16 protein-coding genes and 1 pseudogene are annotated in these 24,699 nt (G+C 72.7%); 15 read left to right on the top strand and 2 right to left on the bottom strand.

All coding sequences use genetic code 11. From position 1 onward, the window contains the following. Positions 1-34: 34 nt before the first annotated feature. Together ACF1AK_RS26805 and ACF1AK_RS26800 are read right to left on the bottom strand one after the other, a co-directional pair. Positions 35-688, bottom strand: a complete 654-nt coding sequence (locus tag ACF1AK_RS26805; RefSeq protein WP_391501378.1) for an HAD-IA family hydrolase — start codon at positions 686-688, stop codon at positions 35-37. A 90-nt stretch (positions 689-778) separates the two neighbouring features. After that, a pseudogene (locus ACF1AK_RS26800) lies at positions 779-1,938 on the bottom strand (dihydrofolate reductase family protein). 174 nt (positions 1,939-2,112) lie between these two features. Here ACF1AK_RS26800 and ACF1AK_RS26795 point away from each other — a divergent pair. From ACF1AK_RS26795 to ACF1AK_RS26725, 15 genes are all read left to right on the top strand, one after another. Next, positions 2,113-3,489, top strand: a complete 1,377-nt coding sequence (locus ACF1AK_RS26795) for a hypothetical protein (RefSeq protein ID WP_391501377.1) — start codon at positions 2,113-2,115, stop codon at positions 3,487-3,489. A gap of 207 nt (positions 3,490-3,696) precedes the next feature. Beyond that, a complete protein-coding gene (locus tag ACF1AK_RS26790; RefSeq protein WP_391501376.1) occupies positions 3,697-4,512 on the top strand; it encodes a methyltransferase domain-containing protein in 816 nt (271 codons plus the stop codon). A gap of 195 nt (positions 4,513-4,707) precedes the next feature. Further along, positions 4,708-6,162: a DUF4190 domain-containing protein gene (locus ACF1AK_RS26785; protein WP_391501375.1), complete on the top strand. Its 1,455-nt coding sequence runs from the start codon at positions 4,708-4,710 to the stop codon at positions 6,160-6,162. Between the two features lie 61 nt (positions 6,163-6,223). Beyond that, positions 6,224-6,406 carry an SPOR domain-containing protein gene (locus tag ACF1AK_RS26780; RefSeq protein WP_391501374.1) on the top strand — a complete coding sequence of 61 codons (183 nt, stop codon included), beginning with the start codon at positions 6,224-6,226 and terminating at the stop codon, positions 6,404-6,406. 25 nt (positions 6,407-6,431) lie between these two features. Next, a complete protein-coding gene (locus ACF1AK_RS26775) occupies positions 6,432-6,866 on the top strand; it encodes a (deoxy)nucleoside triphosphate pyrophosphohydrolase (protein WP_391501373.1) in 435 nt (144 codons plus the stop codon). A gap of 377 nt (positions 6,867-7,243) precedes the next feature. Further along, positions 7,244-9,877: a SpoIIE family protein phosphatase gene (locus ACF1AK_RS26770; protein ID WP_391501372.1), complete on the top strand. Its 2,634-nt coding sequence runs from the start codon at positions 7,244-7,246 to the stop codon at positions 9,875-9,877. A 201-nt stretch (positions 9,878-10,078) separates the two neighbouring features. Further along, positions 10,079-12,682: a SpoIIE family protein phosphatase gene (locus tag ACF1AK_RS26765; protein ID WP_391501371.1), complete on the top strand. Its 2,604-nt coding sequence runs from the start codon at positions 10,079-10,081 to the stop codon at positions 12,680-12,682. A 124-nt stretch (positions 12,683-12,806) separates the two neighbouring features. Next, positions 12,807-14,570, top strand: coding sequence for an ABC transporter family substrate-binding protein (locus ACF1AK_RS26760; protein ID WP_391501370.1), 1,764 nt, complete (start codon positions 12,807-12,809; stop codon positions 14,568-14,570). Between the two features lie 219 nt (positions 14,571-14,789). After that, positions 14,790-16,694, top strand: a complete 1,905-nt coding sequence (gene typA, locus ACF1AK_RS26755; RefSeq protein ID WP_391501369.1) for a translational GTPase TypA — start codon at positions 14,790-14,792, stop codon at positions 16,692-16,694. Between the two features lie 441 nt (positions 16,695-17,135). Next, complete coding sequence (locus ACF1AK_RS26750; protein ID WP_391501368.1) at positions 17,136-18,770, top strand: ABC transporter substrate-binding protein; 1,635 nt, start codon at positions 17,136-17,138, stop codon at positions 18,768-18,770. Between the two features lie 89 nt (positions 18,771-18,859). After that, the gene (locus ACF1AK_RS26745; RefSeq protein WP_380287115.1) at positions 18,860-19,804 is read left to right on the top strand and encodes an ABC transporter permease; all 945 of its coding nucleotides are present in this window, start codon (positions 18,860-18,862) and stop codon (positions 19,802-19,804) included. Further along, on the top strand, positions 19,797-20,741 hold the full coding sequence (locus ACF1AK_RS26740) for an ABC transporter permease (RefSeq protein ID WP_391501367.1): 945 nt from the start codon (positions 19,797-19,799) through the stop codon (positions 20,739-20,741). The genes ACF1AK_RS26745 and ACF1AK_RS26740 overlap by 8 nt, the downstream gene beginning before the upstream one ends. A 19-nt stretch (positions 20,742-20,760) precedes the next feature. Next, complete coding sequence (locus tag ACF1AK_RS26735) at positions 20,761-21,810, top strand: ABC transporter ATP-binding protein (RefSeq protein WP_391501366.1); 1,050 nt, start codon at positions 20,761-20,763, stop codon at positions 21,808-21,810. Beyond that, positions 21,803-22,819, top strand: coding sequence for an ABC transporter ATP-binding protein (locus ACF1AK_RS26730; RefSeq protein ID WP_391501365.1), 1,017 nt, complete (start codon positions 21,803-21,805; stop codon positions 22,817-22,819). The genes ACF1AK_RS26735 and ACF1AK_RS26730 overlap by 8 nt, the downstream gene beginning before the upstream one ends. A 197-nt stretch (positions 22,820-23,016) precedes the next feature. After that, a complete protein-coding gene (locus ACF1AK_RS26725) occupies positions 23,017-24,645 on the top strand; it encodes an ABC transporter substrate-binding protein (RefSeq protein ID WP_391501364.1) in 1,629 nt (542 codons plus the stop codon). Positions 24,646-24,699 lie beyond the last annotated feature (54 nt).

Raw genomic sequence — 24,699 nt, 5'->3', positions numbered from 1 at the left:
AGGGCCCCGATGGTCGCAGCTCGTGGCGGAGTGGTCAGGCGACGGTGACGGTGAGGGTGCCCGCGGGGCCCGGGGTGACGGTGAGGGATTCGAGGGTGGCGGCGTGGGCGGTGGGGCGGTGGTCGGCGGCGCGGGGGCCGATGCCGACGACCGGGACGCCGGCGGCGCGGGCGGCGGCGATGCCGGCCTCGGAGTCCTCGAAGGCGAGGCAGTCGGCGGGGGCGAAGCCGAGGGCGGCGGCGCCCTTGAGGAAGCCCTCGGGGTCGGGCTTGCTGGCGCCGACGGACTCGGCGGTGACCAGGACCGGCGGCAGGGGGAGGCCCGCGGCGGCCATCCGGACCCGGGCGAGCGGGGCGTCGGCGGAGGTGACCAGGGCGTGCGGGAGGCCGGCCAGGGCGGCCAGGAAGGCGGGGGCGCCGGGGACCGGGACGACGCCCTCGGTGTCGGCCTTCTCCTGGGCGAGCATCCGGTCGTTCTCGGCGAGGTTGACGTCCATCGGGCGGTCGGGCAGCAGGGTGGCCATGGCGGCCTGGCCCTGGCGGCCGTGGGCGACGCGCAGCACCTCGGCCGGGTCGAGGCCGTGCTCCTCGGCCCAGCGGAGCCAGCAGCGTTCGACCACGGCGTCGGAGTTGACCAGGGTGCCGTCCATGTCGAGGAGCAGGGCGCGGGGGGCGAAGGTCGTCGGCATACGGGCGTCTCCAGGGTGCGGGGCGGGATCCCGAGGGGATTGTTTAATGAGGATACAAAAGATCCGCCTCCGCTTCGAGTGCGCGGGGCGTCAGCCCAGCAGGTGGGCGTTGACCGCGCGGGCCTCCCCGGCCAGCTCGGGCAGCTCCACCAGCTCGACGCCCGCCGCCTCCAGCCGTGCGGCGCCCCGGGTCTCGGCGACGAAGGTGGACGGCTCGCGCCAGGCCACTACCACCCGGGGGACGCCGGCCGCGATCAGCAGTTCGGCGCACGGGACCGGACGGGAGGCGCGCTGCCCGCAGGGTTCCAGCGAGCTGTAGACGGTCGCGCCGCGCAGCCGCGGGTCGTCGGCCGGGAGCTTGCCGAGCGCCGCCTCCTCGGCGTGCTCGTGGCCGTCCGTCTCGCGGCTGAACCCCTCGGCCAGCACCGTGCCGTCGGCGGCCACGACCACCGCGCCGACCGAGAAGGCGGTCCGCGAGGGCGGGCAGCGGCGGGAGAGCTCGACGGCCCGGCGCAGGAAGGGCAGGTCGGCGGGGCGCGGGCCGGGCGAGGGGCGGGGGTCGGTCACGGGGCGGGCTCCTTCGGGGCGTACCTGAGCAGGACGACATCGCCCACCGTACGGGCCTCCAGCAGCCGCATCCGGCGGGCCGGTCCGCCGGGGAACTCCGCCGGGCCGACGAACCGCGGCGCCCGCGCCTGGCCGACCAGCAGCGGCGCCACCGCCAGCTGGAGCTCGTCGGCCAGCCCCTGGGCGAGGAACTGGGTGTGCACCCCGCTGCCGCCCTCGACCATCAGCCGCCGCACCCCGCGCGCGCCGAGATCGTCCAGCACCGCGCCCAGCTCCACCGCCGCGCCGAGCGCCACCACCTCGGCCAGCCCGTCCAGCGCCGGGCGCAGCACGGCGGCCCCGGCGTCCGTGGTGTAGGCGAGCCGCTCGCCGCCGGTGTGCCAGAACCGCAGGGAGCGGTCGAGCCGCCCGCTCGCGCTGAGCGTCACCTTCAGCGGGTACTCCGGGCGGCCCGCCGCGCGCCGGGCGGCCCGCCGTCCGGGGTCGTTGACCAGCAGCCGGGGGTCGTCCGCGCGCAGGGTGTTGCCGCCGACCAGGATCGCGTCGCTGGCGGCCCGCTCGGCGTCGACCCGGTCGAAGTCGTCCGGGCCGGAGAGCAGCAGCCGCTCGGGGGAGGCGTCGTCGAGGTGCCCGTCGAGCGACATCGCGGCGCTCAGCAGGACGAAGGGGCGCGGCGCGGGCATGGTGGGACCGTTCTGTGAGGCGGCTGCCCGTCCACGGTACGGCGCGGGCCGCGGAGGGGGGCGGGCGAGGGCTGGTGTTCGCCGGACGGCCCGCTGCCGTCGGGGCGGCGTTCGCCGACGGGCCCCACCCTGGTCCGGACCTCGCACCGCCCACCACGTCGAAGGGCAGTCACCGTGTCCCGTCCCTCCCGCCGTCTGCTCCCGCCGGCCGTCGCCGCACTGGCGCTGCTGGCGCTGCCGGCCGGCCCCGCCGCCGCCGTGACCTACGGCACCCCGACGATCACGTTCTCCACCGCCTACCTGTCCGGCGCGGTCGGCGCCACCGGCGACCCGACGGTCACCGTCACCGTCGCCCAGAGCGGCGCCCCGGTCTCCTCGCTCACCGTGGCCGCCACCGCCAGCACCCGGACGGCGGTGGCCCGGACCGGCGACGTCACCGTCACCGGCACCGGCTCCGCGCGCACCCTCACGGTCGCCGCGCAGGGCGTCGGCTACACCGACCTCACCGTCAAGGTCACCGGGCTCGGCGGCAAGACCGCGTCGAAGACGCTGCACTACGCGGCCTCGGCGGCGGTGCAGTTCTCGGCGGACAGCCGCTACCTGACGGGCTCCAGCGACGCCTCGGCGGCGGTGGACGCGGGCGGCGGGTACATCGTGGTGGCCGACGACGAGTCCAACGTGCTGCGGCTGTACGACCGCAACGCCTCCGGCGCGCCCGTGCGCACCTGGGACTTCTCCTCGGCGCTCGGCGTCACCAAGGAGATCGACATCGAGGGCGCCACCCGGGTCGGCAACACCGTCTACTGGACGGGCTCGCTGGGCAACAACAAGGACGGCGAGATCAAGCCGCCGCGGCACATCGTGTTCGCCACCACCGTGACCGGCTCGGGCGCCGGCACCCAGCTCGCCCTGGCCGGTTCCTCCAGCGTCCTGCGCGACGACCTGATCGCCTGGGACCGCGCGCACGGCGACCGCTACGGCTTCGCGGCCGGCGCGGCGGCCGGGCAGGTGCCCAAGCAGATCAACGGCTTCAACGTCGAGGGCCTGGAGTTCGCGCCGGGCAGCACCACCACCGCCTACGTCGGCTTCCGCGCGCCGCTCACCCCGGCCGTCACCGGCGGCCGGGCGCTGGTCGTGCCGGTCACCAACTTCCCGTCGCTGTTCGGCGGTTCCCACGCGACCTTCGGCGAGCCGATCGAGCTGGACCTCGGCGGGCTCTCGGTGCGCGACCTGCGGCGCAACGCGCTCGGGCAGTACCTGATCGTGGCCGGCTCCTGGGCGGCGGACGACAACTCCGACCCCTACGCGCTCTACCGCTGGGACGGTCAGCCGGGCTCGCAGCCGGTCAAGCTGCTCGACCTGCCGACCGCCGACGCGGGCGGCTGGGAGGCCGTGCCGGACGTCCCGGACCTCACCGCCCCCGGCGCCCGGGTGCAGCTGATCACCGACGACGGCTCGGCCGTGCTGTACGGCGACGGCATCGCGGCGAAGGACCTCACCCAGCCGGAGTTCAAGAAGTCCCGCAGCACCTGGTTCACCGTCAACCCGTGACCGCCGCAGGGCAGCCGGCCCCCGCCCGGACGATCCGTCGTCCGGGCGGGGGCCGTCGCTCTTCCCGGGGCGGCCGGGCTCGGGGCGGCCGGGCTCGGGCGACCGGTGGGAGGTGGTCGGCATGTGAGACGAATCTTCTTGAAATGCGGGACGGAGAGTAGCGTCGGAGGCGTCGAGGAGCCCGCCGATCCCGAGGGGGACGTCACCATGACCGCACCGAAGCCCGCCGTCTACACCCACGGCCACCAGGAGTCCGTGCTGCGTTCGCACCGCTCCCGGACCGTCGAGAACTCCGCCGCGTACCTGCGGGACCGGCTGCGGCCCGGGCAGTCCGTGCTGGACATCGGCTGCGGCCCCGGCACGATCACCGCCGACCTGGCCGAACTGGTCGGCCCGCAGGGCCGGGTGGTGGCCGCCGACACCTCGGCCGAGGTACTGGCCACGGCCGCCGGGTACGTCGCCGGACGGGGCCTGGCCAACGTGGTGTTCGAGACCGCGGACGTGCACCGACTGCCGTACGCGGACGGGGAGTTCGACGTGGTGCACGCCCACCAGGTGCTGCAGCACGTGGCCGACCCGGTCGGCGCGCTGCGCGAGCTGCGCCGGGTCACCGCCGAGGGCGGCGTGGTCGCCGTCCGGGACGTCGACTTCGCGACCATGGCCTGGTACCCGCTGGCGCCCGAACTGGACCACTGGCTGGAGCTGTACCGGAGGATCGCCCGGCACAACGGCGGCGAGCCGGACGCCGGGCGGCGGCTGCTGTCCTGGGCCAGGGCGGCCGGCTTCACCGACGTCACCGCCACGTCGAGCACCTGGACGTACGCGACGCCCGAGCAGCGCGCGTGGTGGGGCGGGCTGTGGGCCGACCGGGTCACGGACTCCGCCATCGCGCGGACGGCGGTGGCCGAGGGGTTCGCCGACGAGGCCGCGCTGGCCCGGATCGCGGCCGGGTGGCGGCAGTGGGCGGCGGCCGGCGACGGCTGGTTCGCGATGCTGCACGGGGAGGTGCTGGCCGGGCGCTGAGCCGGGGCCCGGCCTTGCGGGGAGGGGGTGGTTCGTGGGGCGGTGGAAGGGCGAGCGGGTGTTCCACCGGATCCGGTAGAGTCGCGCGCCTGTTCCCGTACCTGACGGCCCGCCGCGACGATGCGCCCGCGGGATCCGCGGGTCGTCGTCCTGCCGAGCTGTCGCCCGCCTCCTGCGGGCCGGGGGAGATCGCACGTGTCCAAGCCCGAGTCCGACGCCGTCGTGCCCGAGCCGGTCGAGCCGGTCGAGCGGGTCGAACTGACCAAGCCGGCGGCCGGGCCGGGACCGCGGCCCGAGCCCGCCGCGGAGACGGCGGCCGAGGCCCCCGAGCCCGCCTCCGAGCCCGCCTCCGGGCCCGCACCCGAGCCCGCACCCGGGGCGGCCCCGGAGCCGGCCCCCGCGGCGACGCCCGACCCGTGGGCGGCGCCCACCCCCGGAGCGGCCGCCGGCGCCGCCCCCGCCGCGCCGCCCGCCGCCGACCCGTGGGCCACCCCCGTCGGCCCGCTGCCGCCGCCCCCCGGCGCCGAGCAGCCGCGCGCCACCGGCTGGGCCGCCGTCACCCCCGGCGCCCACTCCGGCTTCCAGCCCGGCTTCGCCTACCTCCCCGCCCCGACCTCCACCAACGGCTTCGCGATCGCCGCGCTGGTCACCGGCCTGCTCTGCCTGTGGCCGCTGGCGCTCGCCTTCGCGATCGTCGCGCTGGTCCAGATGCCCAAGCGCAACGAGAAGGGCCGCGGCCCGGCGGTCACCGGTCTGGTGACCGGTGTGCTCGGGGCGATCGTCACCCTGATCGCGTTCATCGGCCTCGCCGCGCTCGGCTTCGAGGAGGAGCGCTACGCGGACGCCCGCCGGGGCCCGCAGGGCTCGGTGAACATCGAGGACCTGGCGACCGGCGACTGCTTCAACCAGCCGCCGTTCAGCCCCGGGCAGGACGCCGAGTCCGCGAGCATCTACTGGGTGCACGTGGTGCCCTGCACCGCGCCGCACCACGGCGAGGTGGCCGGCTTCACCAACCTCGCGGGCCGCGGCGGCTCCTACCCCGGCCAGAGCGAGATCAGCGCCAAGGCCGCGCGGCTCTGCGGCCCGGTGCGCGACGACTACGCCCTCGACTCCTGGCTCGTCCCCGAGGGCATGGACGGGTCCTACTACTATCCGAGCATCTCCGGCTGGGCCTCCGGCGACCGCCGGGTGACCTGCACCTTCCAGGACGAGACGAAGACGCACACGGGCAGCGTCCGCACCGACCGGACCAAGCTCACCCAGGCCCAGCGCACCTACCTGGACGCCGTGCTCGCCTACAACGGCGCGCTCGGCGCCGAGCCGGAGGCCGACCTCGACGAGGAGCCCGCGGAGTACCGCACCTGGGCCAAGACGATGGCCGCCGCCTCCCGCAAGGAGGTCGCGGACCTCTCGGTCAACGGGGTCGACTGGCCCGCCGGGGCCAAGGCCAAGCTCATCGAGCTGGGTGCGATCAAGCTGGACGCGGCCAACGCCTGGGACGCCGCCGCCAAGTCCACCGACCCGGACACGCTCGCCCGCGAGGTCGGCAAGGCGCGGGCGCTGTCCGTCAAGAGCAGCAGGCTCGCGGTGGAGATCCGGCGCGAGCTGGGGCTGTCGACCGGCGAGCAGGCCAGCGCGGTACGGGTCTGAGCGCCCCGCCCCGCCGACCTGCACCCCGCCCCGCCGCCCCCGCGCCCCTACCCTGGGCGCCATGGACACCTACCGGGTGATGCGGCAGGACGACAACGGCAACCGCTTCCTGGTCGTCGGGGGCGTCGGGCGGGAGGCGGCGGAGCGGCTCGCGGCCGAGTTCGAGGCACGCGGCCACAAGCAGCTGTACTGGGTCGAGCAGGAGCCCGCCGGAGCCACGGGGACGAAGGGTCCGCGCGACTGACGGGCACGATCTAAGGTCGACGTCCATGGACAGGACCACCGATCACCAGGCGCCCGCCGGCGGCGCGACGGACCACCGGATCGTCGTCGGCGGCGCGCTGATCCACCGGGGGCGGGTGCTCGCCGCCCGGCGCAGCGCGCCCGCCGAGGTGGCGGGGCGCTGGGAGTTCCCCGGCGGCAAGGCGGAGCCGGGCGAGAGCGAGACCGAGGCGTTGGAGCGCGAGCTGATGGAGGAGCTGGGCGTCCGGGCCAGGGCGCTCACCCGGCTGCCCGGCGCGTGGCTGGTGCGCCCGGGCCTGGAACTGCGGCTGTGGGCCGCCGAACTGCTCGCCGGGGAGCCGCGCCCGCTGCAGGACCACGACGAGCTGCGCTGGCTCGGCCCGGCCGAGCTGGCCGACGTCGAGTGGCTGGAGCACGACCGCGAGGTCCTGCCCGAGGTCGCCCGCCTGCTGACCGTCTGAACGAGGCCCCGGACGGCGCGGGCCGGATGGTACCGGCCCGGGCCGGCGAACCGCCGTGCCGTGCGCCGCGAACGACGCGTGGGAGCGACGGATCGGGCAAATCGGAAAAGCCGGTGCGGCCGTCGGGATAGCCTTGGTTCAGCTGGGTATGTCACTTTTCGGCACTATTCGTCACCATCGGTGAGCCGCCCCAGCCGGCGACGCCGATCCGAGCAGAGCCGGAGGCCCCGTCGGTGTCGAATAGCGGGTACGGGGGCGGGGGAGCGAGACGGGCGGGCGCCGGAGGAGGCGCGGGCGCCCGCGCCCGGCTGCGCCTCGGCGCGAACCGCAAGGCCGGCGGCCGGGAACGGCCGGCCGGGCGCCGCCGGGGCGAGGGAGTGGCCGAGGGAGCGCCGTCCGCCCCGCCGGTGCAGCCCGCCCCGTCCCTCACGGTGCCCGACGCGGCCCCGCCCGCCGGGGTGCGCAGCCGCCCCGGCCGGCCCTTCCCCGGCGGCCCGCGCGCCGTCCCCGAGGCCCCCGCCGGGGCCGGTGGCGAGCGCCCCGGGGGCAGCCTCTTCGACGTGGTCAGGGTGGCCGTCGCGATCCTCGACACGGCCGGCCGGGTGGTGCTCTGGAGCCCGGCCGCCGAGGAACTGCTCGGCTGGCCGAGCGAGCTGCTGGTCGGGCGCCGGATCGACGAGCTGATCCCCGACGAGGAGCAGGTGGCCCGGATCCGGACCGCGATCCAGGACACGCTGCGCCACGGCCGCTGGGCCGGGCCGGCCGAGCTGATCGACCGCGACAACGTCCCGGTGCTGGTGGACGCCAGGATCTCGCTCCTCGTCGACGGGGACGGCACCCCGTTCCTGCAGGCCAACCTGGCCGGCGCGGACGCCGTCCGGGCGGTGGAGCGGGACCTCGCGGTGCGCGACGCGCTGTTCGAGCAGTCCCCGCTGGGCATCGCCATCCTCGACACCGAGCTGCGCTACACCGCCGTCAACCGGACCCTCGCCGAGATGAACGGCGTCGCGCCGGAGGACCACGTCGGGCGCACCACCGGCGAGACCCTGCCCGAGCGGGCCGCCGACGAGATCACCGCGATCCAGCGCCAGGTGCTGGCCACCGGCGAGCCGGTCATCGACGTCACCCTCGCCTCGCCGATCACCGCCCGCTCCGGCTACCGCTCGGTCTCCTACAGCCGGATGACCGACCGCTCCGGCCGGGTCCTCGGCATCTCCGGCACCGTGATGGACGTGACCGAGCGTTACCGGGCGGTGGCCAAGGTCGAGCACGCCCGCCGCCGTCTCTCGCTGCTCAACGAGTTCGGCTCCCGGGTCGGCGACCTGCTGGACGCCTCGCGGATCGCGCAGGAACTGGCCGGGGCGGTGGTGCCCCGGCTGACCGACCACGCCGCCGTCATCCTGCTGCAGGCCGTCGCGCACGGTGACGACCTGCCCCGGCACGGCCACGACCGCCGCACCTCGCTGCTCCAGCTCGGCACCGCCTCCGTCCAGGACGGCCCGGAGGTGGAGGTGATGCTGCGCCGCGGCGCCCGGATCACCTTCTCCGAGGACTCCGCCTGCGGCCGGGTGCTGCGCACCGGCGTGCCCGAGCTGCTCTCCGGCGCCGACCAGCTGAGCGACGTCACCTACGCCGGCGACCCCAAGATGCAGGCCGCGCACGACCTGGGCGTGCACTCGATGCTGGTGGTGCCGCTGCGGGCCCGGGGCATCGTGATCGGCCTGCTGCTGGTCAGCCGGGCCGGCTACCGCGAGGGCTTCGACCGCGACGACCTGGCGTTCACCGTCGAGCTGGCGGACCGGGCCGGCTCCTCGCTGGACAACGCCCGGCTGTACGCCCGCGAGCGCACCGCCGCCCTCACCCTCCAGCGCACCCTGCTGCCGCAGCAGGTGCCGCAGCCCACCGGGGTCGAGGTCGCCTACCGGTACGTGCCCGGCAGCAGCGGCACCGAGGTCGGCGGCGACTGGTTCGACGTGATCCCGCTGCCCGGCGACCGGACGGCGCTGGTGGTCGGCGACGTGATGGGCCACGGACTGCGCGCCGCCGCGACGATGGGCCGGCTGCGCACCGCCGTCCGCGTGCTGGCCGCCCTCGACCTGCCGCCGGACGTGCTGCTGCGGCACGTCCACGAGCTGGCCGACGACCTCGCCCAGGGCCCGGACGAGGCGCTCCTCGCCACCTGCGTCTACGCGGTGTTCGACCCGGCCACCGCGACCCTGACCGCCGCCAAGGCCGGCCACATCCCGCCGGTGCTGGTGGTGCCGGGGGAGGGGGCCGAGCGGCCGAGCCGCGACGGCGGCCCGCTGCCCGGCGGCGCCGGCCGGATCGTGGAGCTGCCCTCCGGCGCCCCGCTCGGGGTCGGCGGCGTGCCCTTCGAGGCCGTCGAGCTGAAGATCCCCGAGGGCAGCCTGCTGGCGCTGTGCACCGACGGCCTGGTGGAATCCCGGGACAAGGACCTCGACGTCGGTCTGGGCCGGCTGCTCACCGTCCTCCAGGAGCCCTACGCCTCGATCCAGGCGGCCTGCGAGGCGGTGCTGGACACCATGGAGCAGGGCCGCGAGCCGGACGACGTCGCGCTGCTGCTGGCCCGGCTCGGCCACGGGCAGGCCGGCACCCCGACGGCGGGCTGGACGCTGCCCGCCGAGCCGACCGCCGTCTCCCGGGCCCGCCGGCTGGTCCGCGCGACGCTCGCCGAATGGGGCGTCGAGGAGCTGACCGACACCGCGGAGCTGCTGGTCAGCGAGCTGGTCACGAACGCCGTGCGGTACGCCAGCGCGCCGATCGGGGTGCGGCTGACGCTCGGCGAGACGCTGCTGGTGGAGATCTCCGACCCGCTGCCGGACCCGCCGCGCGAGCGCCACGCCGCCGAGGCGGACGAGGGCGGCCGCGGGCTGGAGCTGGTGACCCGGCTGGCCCTGCGCTGGGGGGCCAGGGCGGAGGGGATGGGCAAGGTGGTCTGGTTCGAGCAGGGGCTGCCGGGCACCCCCGAGGCGGAGCTGTCGGGCGGCTGAGTCCGGGCCGCCGGCCGGGGCCGGGGGAGCGCGCGCTCCGGCGGGGGGCGCGAGCGTGGCATTGTGGTTGCGCGGGCGGTAGGACAAAAACCTTCGCCCGATCTGATGTTGTGATGTTGAGGGCGTGTGAACGTACCCCTCGATGATGAATACTCGGTCTTCTCGACATCCGGACGGTCGCGGGTTTGGAGGGGTCGGTCCGTGAACAGCACCCCGGCGCGCAATGCGCCGAGCAGCAGCGGTCATGCCGCTGTACCCGGGCAGGCCGGCGCCCAACACGTGCCCGGTCCTGCCCACCACCACCTGCCCGCCCGCGCCCGCGCCCCGCGGCCGGCGGCCGGGGAGCGGTGGGGTGCCGGGGACCCGGGCTCGATCTACGACTACATCCGGGTCGCCACCTTCGCGATCGGCCCCGACGGCCGGATCAGCCAGTGGAGCGACCGCGCGGCCGAGTTCTTCGGGGTCCCCGCCGTCGAGGCGGTCGGCGCCGACCCGGTGACCACCTTCGTCCCGCGCGAGCTCTGGCAGCGCGGCCGCGCCCGGCTGGAGCGCACCCTGGCCGGCGAGGAGTGGGTCGGCACCACCCCGTACCGGCACGCCGACGGCGGCGAGGGCCTCGCCGAGCTCTACCTGATGCCGGACAGCGAGCTGCCCGCCGCCGGCGCCACCTGTCTCGCGGTCGACCTCGGCCGGCTGCGCCGGATCGAGACGGATCTGGCCGCCTCGGAGGCGGTTTTCGGCCAGACCCCGACCGGCTTCGTCCTCTTCGACGAGCGGCTGCGCTTCCAGCGCGTCAACGACGCCTTCGCCTCCGGGATGGGGCTGGCCCCCACCGACCTGGAGGGCCTCACCCCGCACGACATCTTCCCCGGCTCCGAGGCCGACCGGCTCACCGCCGCCCTGCGCAAGGTCCTCGCCAGCGGCGAGCCCGTCTTCGACCTGCGCTTCCACGCCGCCGTGCCGACCCGCGAGGGCAACCGGCTCTGGGCCGTCTCGCTCTACCGCCTCAACGGCGCGGCCGGCCAGCCGATGGGCGTCGCCGGACAGGTCTCCGACGTCACCAGCCGGCACGTCGCCGAACGCGAGGCCGACGGCGTGCGCCGCAACCTCGCCCTGCTCAACGAGGCCAGCGCCCACATCGGCTCCACCCTCGACCTGGAGACCACCGCGAAGGAACTGCTGGACGTCGTCGTCCCGCCGTTCTGCGACCTCGCCACCGTCGACCTCTACACCGCGCTGCTCTCCGGCGAGACCGTGCCCAGCGCCGGCCGGCTCGGCGACACCGTGCTCACCGACGGCAGCGGCGAACTGCGCCGGGTCGCCGTCTCCAGCGTGGTCGGCGGCGCCTCCTCGGTGCTCGGCTCGGTCACCGGACTGCCCATCGCCGAGGCCGGCGGCACCCTGTGCTACCCGCGCCGCTCCCCGCACGCCCGGGCGCTGCGCACCGGCCGCAGCGTCGTCCCCGAGCCCGGCCCCGACCCGCTGCTGCGCTCCACCCTGATCGTCCCGCTGGTCGCCCGCGACCAGGTGCTCGGCCTGGTCCAGCTCTCCCGGGCGATCGGAAGCGAGCCCTTCGACGCCCGTGACGTCGCCATCGCCGAGGAACTCGTCGCCCGCGCCGCCGTCTGCATCGACAACGCCCGGCTCTACCGCCGCGAGCACGAGCGCGCGCTGATCCTCCAGCGCAGCCTGCTGCCCCCGGGCAACCCGGTCGCCAGCGGCCTGGAGATCGCCTGCCGCTACCTGCCCAGCAACAACAACACCGAGGTCGGCGGCGACTGGTTCGACGTCATCCCGCTGCCCGGCAACCGCACCGCCCTGGTCATCGGCGACGTCATGGGCCGCGGCCTGCGCGCCGCCGTCGCCATGGGCCAGCTGCGCACCGCCGTCCGCACCCTGGCCATGCTCGACCTGGAGCCCGGCGAGGTGCTCGCCGCGCTCGACGAGATCGCCCGCGGCCTCGGCGACGACACCGCGCCGACCGGCCGCTCCAACCCGTACGGGCGGCTCACCTCCAGCGCCGACGAGGAGGCCCGCGAGGTCTACCTGGCCACCTGCGTCTACGCGGTGTACGACGCGGTCACCCGGCGCTGCACCTTCGCCAACGCCGGCCACCTGCCGCCCGTCCTGCTCGGCCCCGGCGAGCCCGCCCGGATGCTGGACGTCCCGCCCGGCCTGCCGCTCGGCGTCGGCGGCGAGCCCTTCGAGGAGGTCGAGCTGACCCTCCCGGACGGCGCCGTGCTCGGCCTCTACACCGACGGCCTGGTGGAGAGCCGCAAGCACCAGCTGGACGAGGGCCTGAAGGCCTTCCGCACCGCGCTCTCCGACGAGGGCAAGAACCTGGAGGACCTCTGCGACCACGTCCTCGGCGAGCTCAACCCGCACCACGGCGAGGACGACATCGCCCTGCTGATGGCCAAGGTGCACGCCTTCCCGGACGACGCCGTCGGCCAGTGGTTCCTGCCGCCCGAGCCGACCTCGGTCTCCAAGGCCCGCGAGTACGCGTGCAGCTGGCTGCTCGCCCGGGGCCTGGACGAGCTGGTCGACACCACCGAGCTGCTGGTCAGCGAGCTGGTCACCAACGCGCTGCGGCACGGCCGGGGCGAGATCCGGCTGCGGCTGCTGCGCGACTCCACCATGGTGTGCGAGGTCTGGGACGACGGCTACGCCCAGCCCCGGCAGCGGCGCGCCCACGAGACCGACGAGGGCGGGCGCGGCCTCCAGCTGGTCAGCCTGCTCGCCGAACGCTGGGGCAGCCGGCGCACGCCCAAGGGCAAGATCGTCTGGTTCGAGCTGGGACTCTAGGGACCGTCCGGGACGCCCGCCCCGGACGCGGAGCGGGTGACCGTGCGCCCGACCGGGTGCTGTCGCCCGGCGGGCCGCCGTGTCGGGGCCGCCGGGCGCCCGGGGGCGGCGTTCCATGGCCGCCATGCGCGCCCGCCTCCCCGTCGCAGCCGCCGCCCTGCTGCTCGCCCTCGGTGTCACGGCCGGCTGCCTCGGCGGCCCCGGCACGGCCCGCCCCGGCCGGACGCCCGACCCCGCGCCGCCCGCCCCGGCCGTCGTCACCGGGGACCTCGGCCCGGCCGACCGGGCCGCCGTCCGCGACGGCGGCACCCTGCGCTGGGCCGTCGACGCCGTCCCGGCCACCCTGAACGTCCACCAGCCCGCCGCCACCCCCGAGTCCGCGCTGCTGGCCCACGCCCTCTACCCCGCGATGTTCCGGCCGGACGCGCACGGCGAGTGGACGCCCGACCCGGACTACCTGGCCGCCGCCGAGTCCACGCCGCCCGGACAGCTGCCCCAGGTGGTCACCTACCACCTCAACCCGCACGCCGTCTGGAGCGACGGCACCCCGCTCTCCGCCGCCGACTTCATCGCCCAGCGGGCCGCGCTCTCCGGCCTCGACCCCGCCTACACCGCCGCCGGCCCGGCCGGGTACGCGGCCGTCGACTCCATCGCCCAGGGCGCCGGCCCGCACGAGGTCAAGGTCACCTTCCGCCGGCCCTGCGGGGAGTGGCAGGCCCTGTTCGGCCCGCTCTACCCCGCCGCCGAGACCGCCACCGCCGCCGCCTTCGGCCGCCCGCTGCCCGGCGGCACCGCCCACCCCACCGCCGGCCCGTTCCTGGTCGACGGGTACGACCCGGCGGGCGGACGGGCCACCCTGGTCCGCAACCCGTTCTGGTGGGGCGAGCCGGCCAAGGCCGACCGCATCGAGTTCCTCGCCGTCCCGGCCGAGCGTCGGACCGAGGAGCTCGCCTCGGGCCGGCTCGACCTCGCCCCGCTCACCACGGCGGTCGAGCACGCCGGTGCCGACCCCGCCGAGGCGCTGCGGCGCGCCGGGGCGCTGCCCGGCGTCACCCTGCACCGGGCCGCCGGCACCGGCCTCGTCCAGCTCACCCTGAACGCCGCCCGCGCACCGCTCACCGACCCGGCGCTGCGCCGGGCGCTGGCCCGCGCCGTCGACCGCCGGCACGCCGCCGAGGCCGCGCTGGCGCCGTTCGGGCTGCCCGCCGCGCCGCTCGGCCACCACCTGCTGGCCGGCGACCAGCCCGGCTACCGGGACGACGCGGACGCGCTGGGCGGCGCCGACCCCGGGCGGATGCTGGACGAGGCCGGCTGGCGGCGCCCCGCCGCCGGTGCCACCCGGACCGGGGCCGGCCGCGAACTGGCGCTCACCCTGCTGGTCCCGGCGGGCTCCGCGACCCTGCGCCGGGCGGCCGAGGCGGTGGCGGCGGACCTCGGCGCGGCCGGGGCGGCCGTCCGCGTCACCGAGGCCCCGGCGGACGCCTTCGTCCGCGACCACCTGGCCGCCGGCGACTACGACCTCGCCCTGTTCGCCTGGCCGGCCGGCCCGGCCCCGGCCGACGAGCAGCGGCCCGTCTACGCCAAGCCCCGCCCCGGCCCGGACGGCGCCCCGGTGGCCGGCCGCAACTACGCCCGGGCCGGGACGGAGGAGATCGACCGCCTCTTCGAGCGCGCCGCCGCCGAGCCCGACCCGCCCGCACGCCGGGCCCTGCTTCAGGAGGCCGACGTGCGGATCTGGCAGCTCGGCCACTCGGTGCCGCTGTTCCAGCGCCCGGAGGCGCTCGCGGTGCGCGCCGGCGTCACCGGCGCCGGCGTCCGGGGCCTCGGCCGCCCCCGCCTCCAGGACCTGGGCTGGGCGGCGGACCGGCGCACGGGGGTCGCCGGGTGAAGAGGGAGTGAACAGGGTGTGATCCCGACCCCGCGCTTCCTGCCCGTTTCGGCCCAGCTGGGCGGTTCCCCGTACCATAGGAGGAAGCCGTGGCATGTCCTGCCCGGCGGGTGGACCGGTAGTAGCAGGCGGAACGGGTGGTGGCGGCCGACAGGGGTCGCAAGTGCGCGTCACGCAGCCGGGCGCCGTAACCCACGATTCCGGGAGAATCTGCTAGGCATGCCCACGCGCAACGACATCCGTAACGTCGCCATCGTCGCCCACGTCGACCACGGCAAGACCACCCTGGTCGACGCCATGCTGAAGCAGGCCGGCGCCTTCGCCGCCCACCAGCAGCTCGACGACCGGATGATGGATTCCAACGACCTGGAGCGCGAGAAGGGCATCACCATTCTCGCGAAGAACACCGCGGTCAAGTACCACCCGAAGGACGGTGGCGCGCCGATCACCATCAACATCATCGACACCCCGGGCCACGCCGACTTCGGTGGCGAGGTCGAGCGCGGTCTGTCGATGGTGGACGCGGTCGTCCTGCTGGTCGACGCCTCCGAGGGTCCGCTGCCGCAGACCCGCTTCGTGCTCCGCAAGGCGCTCACGGCGCGGCTGCCCGTCATCCTCTGCATCAACAAGACCGACCGTCCGGACGCCCGGATCGACGAGGTCATCAACGAGACCTACGACCTGTTCCTCGACCTGGACGCGGACGAGGACCAGATCGAGTTCCCGATCGTCTACGCCTGCGCCCGTGACGGCGTCGCCTCGCTGACCAAGCCGGAGAACGGCACCGTTCCGGCCGACAGCGACAACCTGGAGCCGTTCTTCTCCACCATCCTGGAGCACGTCCCGGCCCCGACCTACGACGCCGACGCCCCGCTGCAGGCGCACGTCACCAACCTGGACGCCGACAACTTCCTCGGCCGCATCGCGCTGCTGCGCGTCGAGCAGGGCGAGCTGCGCAAGGGCCAGACGGTGGCCTGGATCAAGCGCGACGGCTCGATCTCCAACGTCCGCATCTCCGAGCTGCTGATGACCGAGGCGCTCACCCGCAAGCCGGCCGAGGTGGCGGGCCCCGGTGACATCTGCGCCGTCGCCGGCATCTCCGAGATCATGATCGGCGAGACCCTGGCCGACCCGGAGAACCCGATCGCGCTGCCGCTGATCACGGTGGACGAGCCGGCCATCTCGATGACCATCGGCACCAACACCTCGCCGCTGGTCGGCCGGGGCGGCAGCGGCAAGGGCGCGGACGCCAAGTCCGGCGCCAAGGTCGACCGCAAGGTCACCGCCCGCCAGGTGAAGGACCGCCTGGACCGCGAGCTGATCGGCAACGTCTCGCTGCGCGTCCTGGACACCGAGCGCCCGGACGCCTGGGAGGTGCAGGGCCGCGGTGAGCTGGCGCTGGCCATCCTGATCGAGACCATGCGCCGCGAGGGCTTCGAGCTGACCGTCGGCAAGCCGCAGGTGGTCACCAAGGAGGTCAACGGCAAGATCCACGAGCCGGTCGAGCGCCTGACCGTGGACGTGCCCGAGGAGCACATGGGTGCCGTCACCCAGCTCATGGGCATCCGCAAGGGCCGGATGGACAACATGTCCAACCACGGCTCGGGCTGGGTCCGGATGGAGTTCGTCGTGCCGTCCCGCGGTCTGATCGGCTTCCGGACCGAGTTCCTGACCAACACCCGCGGCACCGGCATCGCGCACTCGATCCACGAGGGCCACGAGCCGTGGTTCGGCCAGCTCACCACCCGCAACAACGGCTCGCTGGTCGCCGACCGGGCCGGTGTGGTCACCGCCTTCGCGATGACCAACCTGCAGGAGCGCGGCGTGCTCTTCTGCGAGCCGGGCACCGAGGTGTACGAGGGCATGATCGTCGGCGAGAACTCGCGCTCCGACGACATGGACGTCAACATCACCAAGGAGAAGAAGCTCACCAACATGCGGTCCTCGACCGCCGACGTGGCCGAGTCGATCGTCCCGCCGCGCAAGCTCTCGCTGGAGCAGTCGCTGGAGTTCTGCCGCGAGGACGAGTGCATCGAGGTGACCCCGGAGACGGTTCGCATCCGTAAGGTCGTCCTGGACCAGAAGGACCGCGGCCGGACCGCTTCGCGCGCGAAGAAGGCGTGATCACGGCCCGCTGAGGACCCTCCGGCGGTGCTTCGGCCGGAAACGTTCGCCCCCCTTTCCGATGGAGAGGGGGGCGAACTTTTTCAACTACTCCACGCTGTCGACGCGCGTATAAACGGAATAGCGCCTACCACGCCAAGATGTCCGCTGAGCGAACGTGACAGTCCGTCATTCATGACGACTGTCCGGTTGATGCCTGTCTGAGTATGTCTCATATGTCCGATTTTCGAAACTTACCGACCGTTCATGTGACCTAATTGAGATCGGCAGTGGTCACTTTCGTGTCCGTGCGTGACACATAGTGGGTGCAGTCAGGCTCGGGTCAAGGGTTAACGCGCAGGGGTGCGCGCCGAAACCACGAGCGCGGACGGCACGGCGGACCGGACCAACCGCCCGCGGTGCTCTCCTCGTTGGAAAGTCGAATTCAGGAGGCATCCCCCCATGCGTGGTGCAACCCAGACCAAGTGGATCGTCGCGGCGACCGCGATCGCCCTCGCGGCGACCGCCTGCAGCACCAGCTCGAAGAGCAGCGACAAGGCGTCGTCCGGCGGTGGCACGATCGCCGTCCAGCTCGGTGAGCCGCAGCACGGTCTGATTCCGCAGAACACCGCGGAGTCCGAGGGTGCCGAGGTCCTGAACGCGCTGTTCGCCGGCCTGGTCGAGTACGACAACAAGACCAACGAGCCGAAGCTCCGCGTCGCCGAGTCGATCGAGTCCCCGGACAGCAAGGTCTGGACGATCAAGCTGAAGGACGGCTACACCTTCCACAACGGCGAGGCGGTCACCGCCCAGTCCTTCGTCGACGCCTGGAACTGGGGCGCCAACCAGGACAACGCCGCCGAGGGCCTGCCCTTCTTCGCCAAGATCGACGGCTCCGCCGACCTGGCCCCGGGCAAGGACAAGAAGCCGACCACCGACAAGCTCAAGGGCCTGCAGGTCGTCGACGACAAGACCTTCACCGTCACCCTGACCAACCCGTTCTCCCAGTTCAAGACCATGCTGGGCTACAACGCCTTCTACCCGCTGCCGAAGGCCTTCTTCGCGGACAAGAAGTCGTTCGAGGAAGCCCCGATCGGCAACGGCCCGTTCCAGATGGACGGGAAGTGGGAGCACAACCAGCAGATCAAGGTCAAGCGCTTCGACAACTTCCCCGCCGCCGACGGCAAGGCGAAGCTGCAGGGCGTCACCTTCAAGATCTACGACAAGCTGGAGACGGCGTACAACGACCTGCGCGCCGACAACATCCAGGCCACCGACAAGCTCCCGATCTCGGCCATGGGCACGGTCAAGGGCGAGTTCGGCGACCGCTACATCTACAAGCCGGAGTCCGGCGTCGGTTACATCGGCTTCCCGATCTCGACCAACCCGGCCGCGTACGGCAAGCCGGAGATCCGCAAGGCGATCTCCATGGCGATCGACCGCGAGCAGATCACCAAGACCATCTTCTCGGGCACCCGCGTCCCGGCCGACGACTTCATCAACCCGCTGATCCCGGGTTACCGCAAGGGCGCCATGGGCGACGCGGCCAAGTACGACCCGGCCAAGGCCAAGCAGCTGTTCGACACCGCCGGCGGTGTCCCGAACAACACCATCGAGCTGGGCTACAACGCCGACGGCGGCCACAAGGAGTGGATCGAGGCCGTCGCCAACCAGCTGAAGAAGAACCTCGGCGTCGAGGTCACCACCAAGCCGTTCGAGAAGTTCGGCAAGATCCTGGACGCGCTGGGCGAGAAGCAGTACTCCGGTGCCTTCCGCATGGCGTGGTCGATGGACTACCCGTCGATCGAGAACTACGAGCGTCCGATCTTCTCCAAGGTCGCGATCGACAACGGCTCGAACTACGGCGGTTACGTCAACGAGCAGTTCGAGGCGCTGCTGGACCAGGCCGACCAGGCGAAGACCCCGGAGGAGGGCCTGAAGCTGTACCAGCAGGCCGACGACATCCTGATCCAGGACCTGCCGTACATCCCGGTCTACACCTACATGTCCTCCGCCGCGTACTCCAAGAAGATCAAGAACTTCGACACCGACGCCCAGGGTCGCATGAACCTGGACGAGGTCGAGCTCGCCGGCTGATCTGAGACGCAGACGATAGGGGGCGGGTGGACCGGACCACAGTCCGGCTCCGCCCGCCTCCCTTCCTTGTCCGAAAGTGTGGAGGTCTGATGGGCCGCTATGTGATCCGCCGACTGATACAGGCGATCCCTGTTCTGATCGGTGCGACATTCCTGATCTACTTCGTCGTGTTCTCGCTGCCCGGAGACCCGGTGCAGGCGCTGGCCGGCGAGAAGCGAGCCGACCCGATCGTCGCGGAGATGATCCGCAACAAGTACCACCTGAACGACCCGTTCATCGTTCAGTACTGGAACTACATCACCGGTGTCTTCCAGGGTGACCTGGGCGAGAGCCTGACCGGTCGCTCGGTGAGCGAAATGATCGGCGAAGCGTTCCCGTACACCATGAACCTCGCCCTGGTCGCCTTCGTCTTCGAGGCGGTCATCGGTGTCGCGGCGGGTGTGCTGGCGGCCCTGCGCAAGGGGAAGTTCCTGGACCAGCTGGTCCTCATCAGCACCCTGCTGGTCATCTCGATCCCGGTCTTCGTCACCGGCTTCGTGCTCCAGCTGGTGCTCGGCGTCAAGCTGAAGAACGACTACGGCATCGAGATCTTCGCGGTCTCGTTCAACGAGGAGGACGGGCTCCGCGCCTACCTGCTCCCGGCCCTGGTGCTGGCCTCGCTGTCGCTGGCCTACGTCGCCCGACTGACCCGCACCAGCCTCATGGAGACCATGCGCACGGACTACGTCCGTACCGCGGTCGCCAAGGGCCTGAAGCGCCGTCGGGTGGTCGGCCGGCACGCCCTGCGCAACGCGCTGATCCCGATCGTCACCTTCCTGGGTGCCGACCTCGGCGGTCTGATGGGCGGTGCGGTCATCACCGAGAAGATCTTCAACATCCACGGCATCGGCGGTCTGCTCGCCCAGTCCGTGTACCAGAAGCAGGGGACGATCATCGTCGGCGTGGTCACGCTGCTGGTGCTGATCTACCTGGTCACCACCCTGCTCGTGGACCTGCTGTACGCCGTGCTCGACCCGAGGATCCGCTATGAGTGACACCATCACCAAGGACGCCGAGACCCAGCCGGGGGACAACCGGCCCGAGGCCGGCCAGGGCAAGACCGAGAAGCCGGAGCGCGTCGCCAGCCTGTGGACCGACGCGATGCGCGACCTGCGCCGCAACCCGGTCTTCATCATCGGCGCCGTGCTGGTCTTCTTCCTCGTGGTCATCTCGATCGCCCCGGGCCTGTTCACCGACGGCAGCCCGTTCGACGGCAACGCCTGCGATCTGGCCAACTCCCTGAAGCGCCCGAGCGCGGACCACTGGTTCGGCTACGACGTCCAGGGCTGCGACGTCTACACCCGCACGGTGTGGGGCGCCCGCAACTCGATCATCGTCGGCATCGTGACCACCCTGGTGGTCACCGTGGTCGGCGCCCTGCTCGGCCTGTGGGCCGGCTGGAAGGGCGGGATCGTCGACTCGATCCTGTCCCGCTTCACCGAGATCTTCTTCTCGATCCCGCTGCTGCTCGGCGGCATGCTGATCATGTCGATGATCCCGTGGGCCGGTAACGCCTACAGCGTCTCGCTGGTGATGGCCGTCCTCGGCTGGCCGCAGATCTTCCGCATCATGCGCGCCTCCGTGCTGGCCAACAAGAACAACGACTACGTGATGGCCGCCCGTGCGCTGGGTGCCGGATCGGGCCGGATCACCTTCCGGCACATCCTGCCGAACGCCATCGCGCCGGTCATCGTCGTCGCCGCGATCTCCCTGGGCGTCTACATCGGCGCCGAGGCCGCCCTGTCCTACCTGGGCATCGGCGTCCAGCCGCCGCAGATCTCCTGGGGCCTGATGATCAGCGACGCCTCGGTCCGCTTCCTGGACGCGCCGCACGTCCTGCTCTTCCCGTCGGCCGCGCTGTCCATCACCGTGCTGGCCTTCATCATGCTCGGCGACGCGGTCCGCGACGCCCTCGACCCGAAGCTCCGCTGAGAGAAGAGGTGACGACCCGATGACCACCGTGATCGAGAAGAACCAGAAGAGCGGCCGCCTGGAGGTCGGTACCCCGCTGCTGGAGGTCAAGGACCTCCACGTGGAGTTCCACACCCGGGACGGCGTCGCCAAGGCCGTGAACGGCGTCAACTACTCGGTTGCCGCCGGTGAGACCCTCGCGGTGCTCGGCGAGTCCGGCTCCGGCAAGTCGGTGACCGCCCAGACCATCATGGGCATCCTCGACATGCCGCCCGGCAAGATCTCGCAGGGCCAGATCCTCTTCCGCGGGCAGGACATGCTCGCCATGAAGGAGGAGGAGCGCCGGCAGATCCGCGGCCAGAAGATCTCGATGATCTTCCAGGACGCGCTGTCCTCGCTGAACCCGGTGATGACCGTCGGCGCCCAGCTCGGCGAGATGTTCCGGGTGCACCGCGGCGCCTCCAAGAAGGAGGCCCGGGAGAAGGCCATCGAGCTGATGGAGCGGGTGCGCATCCCCGCCGCCAAGCAGCGCGTGGGCGACTACCCGCACCAGTTCTCCGGCGGCATGCGCCAGCGCATCATGATCGCCATGGCGCTCTCCATGGAGCCCGACCTGATCATCGCCGACGAGCCCACCACCGCCCTGGACGTCACCGTCCAGGCCCAGGTGATGGACCTGCTCGCGGAGCTGCAGGACGAGTACAACATGGGCCTGATCCTGATCACCCACGACCTCGGCGTGGTCGCCGACGTCGCGGACAAGATCGCCGTGATGTACGCCGGCCGGATCGTCGAGACCGCCCCGGTGCACGACCTGTACGCCAACCCGGCGCACCCGTACACCAAGGGCCTGCTCCGCTCCATCCCGCGCCTGGACCAGAAGGGCCAGGAGCTGTACGCGATCAAGGGCCTGCCCCCGAACCTGCTGAAGGTCCCGGCCGGCTGCGCGTTCAACCCCCGCTGTGACGTCGCCACCGACCTGTGCCGCACGGAGATCCCGAAGCTGCACCAGGTGACCGACAAGGACGGCAAGGAGCTCACCGGCCGCCGCAGCGCGTGCCACCTCTGGAAGGAGACCCTCCATGGCTGAGCCCATCCTGGAGGTCAAGGACCTGGTCAAGCACTACCCGCTGACCCAGGGCATCCTGTTCAAGAAGCAGGTCGGCGCCGTCAAGGCCGTCGACGGCGTCTCCTTCGATCTGGCGAGGGGCGAGACGCTCGGCATCGTCGGTGAGTCCGGCTGCGGCAAGTCGACGCTGGCCAAGGTGCTGATGCACCTGGAGCGGGCGACGTCCGGCCAGGTGCTGTTCAAGGGCGAGGACATCACCAAGCTGTCCGGCGCGGGCCTCAAGGCCGTCCGCCGGAACATCCAGATGGTGTTCCAGGACCCGTACACCTCGCTCAACCCGCGGATGACGGTCGGCGACATCATCGGCGAGCCCTTCGAGATCCACCCCGAGGTGGCTCCCAAGGGCGACCGCCGCAGGGCCGTCCAGGACCTGCTGGACGTCGTCGGCCTCAACCCGGAGTACATCAACCGGTACCCGCACCAGTTCTCCGGCGGCCAGCGCCAGCGCATCGGCATCGCCCGCGGCCTCGCGCTCAAGCCCGAGATCATCATCTGCGACGAGCCGGTCTCCGCGCTCGACGTCTCCGTCCAGGCCCAGGTGATCAACCTGCTGGAGCAGCTCCAGAACGAGTTCGAGCTCTCCTACATGTTCATCGCCCACGACCTCTCGATCGTCCGGCACATCTCCGACCGCGTCGGCGTGATGTACCTCGGCAAGATGGTCGAGATCGGCACGGACGAGGAGATCTACGAGAACGCCACCCACCCGTACACCCAGGCGCTGCTCTCCGCGGTGCCGGTGCCGGACCCGGAGGCGCGCGCGAACCGCGACCGGATCATCCTGACCGGTGACATCCCCTCGCCGGCCAACCCGCCGTCCGGCTGCCGCTTCCGCACCCGCTGCTGGAAGGCGGAGGAGCGCTGCTCGACCGAGGTCCCGCTGCTCGCGGTGCCCGAGGTGCTGAGCGGCGCGGCCAAGCACCAGTCGGCGTGCCACTTCGCCGCCGTCCGGGAGACGGCCGCGGCCTGACCGCCCGACCGTTCCCGCCCGGAGGGGCCCGCCGCCGTTCACGGCGCGGGCCCCTCCGGCGTCGGCGCGCCCGGGTCCGCCGGGGCGTCAACCACGGCCGCGGCGGTGCACCCGTCCGGGGGTTCCCCGCTCGCGCCGCCGGGCGGCCGCGCTTCTCATGGGGTGTGATGCGTCACACACCTTGAGGAGGGACCTCCATGCCCGTGGCCACCCGTGCTCGATGGGTCCTCGCCGCAGCGACGTCCGTGGCCCTGGTGGCCAGTGGATGCAGCAGCAGCAGCGACGGGGGCGGCAGCAGCGGCTCGTCGGACAGCAGCAAGACCTTCAGTTACCAGAGCAGCGAGCCGCAGAACGCGCTGCAGCCCGCCAACGCCAACGAGACCGGCGGCGGGCGCATCCTGCAGAACCTCTTCAAGGGTCTGGTCGACTACGACCCCGAGACCGCGAAGATCCGGATGCAGGTCGCGGACAAGATCGACACCAGTGACTCGCAGACCTTCAACGTCACCCTGAAGGACGGCTGGAAGTTCCACGACGGTACGCCGGTGCACGCCAAGAACTTCGTGGACGCCTGGAACTGGGGTGCGACCAGCACCAACAACCAGATCAACAGCTCCTGGTTCTCCGACATCGAGGGCTACCAGGACGTCCACCCGACGAGCGGGCAGCCGACCGCGGCCAAGATGTCCGGACTGACCGTCACGGACGACCTGCACTTCACCGTCAAGCTGAGCCACAAGGTCTCGTACTTCGAGTACAAGCTCGGCTACATCGCCTTCTCCCCGCTCCCGGACGGCTTCTTCAACGACCCCACCGGGTACGGGCAGAAGCCGGTCGGCAACGGTGCCTACCAGTTCGTCAGCTGGGACCACAACCAGCAGGTGGTCACCAAGGCCTTCCCGGACTACCAGGGCGTGGACAAGCCGAAGAACGGCGGCATCGTCTTCAAGATGTACAACACCGCCGAGGCCGCCTACGCGGACCTGCAGTCCAACAACCTGGACGTGATCGACCAGGTGCCGCCCTCGGCGCTGGCCACCTACAAGAACGACCTCGGCGACCGGGCGATCGACGCCCCGCAGGGCGCCATCCAGAACATCGGCTTCACGCTCTACCAGGCCGACTGGGCGCCCCCGGAGAAGGCCAAGGTCCGCCAGGGCCTGTCGATGGCGATCGACCGCGACACCATCACCAAGACGGTGCTCCAGGGCTCGCGCAAGCCGGCCACCGCCTGGGTCGCCGAGGGCGTCGAGGGCTACAAGGACGGCCAGTGCGGGGACAACTGCAGGTTCGACCCGGCCAAGGCCAAGCAGCTGATCACCGAGGGCGGCGGCGTCCCCGGCAACAAGCTGACCATCACCTACAACGCGGACGGCGGCCACAAGGAGTGGGTCGACGCGGTCTGCAACTCGATCCGGCAGAACACCGGCGTGGACTGCGTCGGTGACCCCAAGCCGGACTTCAAGACCGCCCGCGCGGCGATCACCGGCCACCAGATCAACGGCGCCTTCCGCACCGGCTGGGTCCAGGACTACCCGCTGAACGCCAACTTCCTCGCCGACGTGTACCGCACCGGTGCCGCGTCCAACGACTTCGGCTACAGCAACCCGCAGTTCGACCAGCTCGCCACCCAGGCCGACGAGGCGTCCAGCGTCTCCGACACGGTGACCGGCTACCAGCAGGCCGAGGCCGTGCTGACCCAGGGCATGCCGGCCATCCCGCTCTGGTACTACCGCACCAACTCGGGCTACTCCACCAGGGTCCAGAACGTGAAGTTCGACTCCTTCGGCAACCCGGCCTGGACCCAGGTCGAGGTCAAGGGCTGACGGGGCGCCCCGCGCAGGCCCCGCCCTCCTCCGCACGGAGGGCGGGGCCCGGGC

This window comes from Kitasatospora sp. NPDC015120, assembly GCF_043080305.1.
In the GTDB taxonomy this organism is placed as follows: Bacteria; Actinomycetota; Actinomycetes; order Streptomycetales; family Streptomycetaceae; genus Kitasatospora.
The sequence above is the reverse complement of the archived record's forward strand: the minus strand, read 5'-3'. Positions and strand labels throughout refer to the sequence as shown.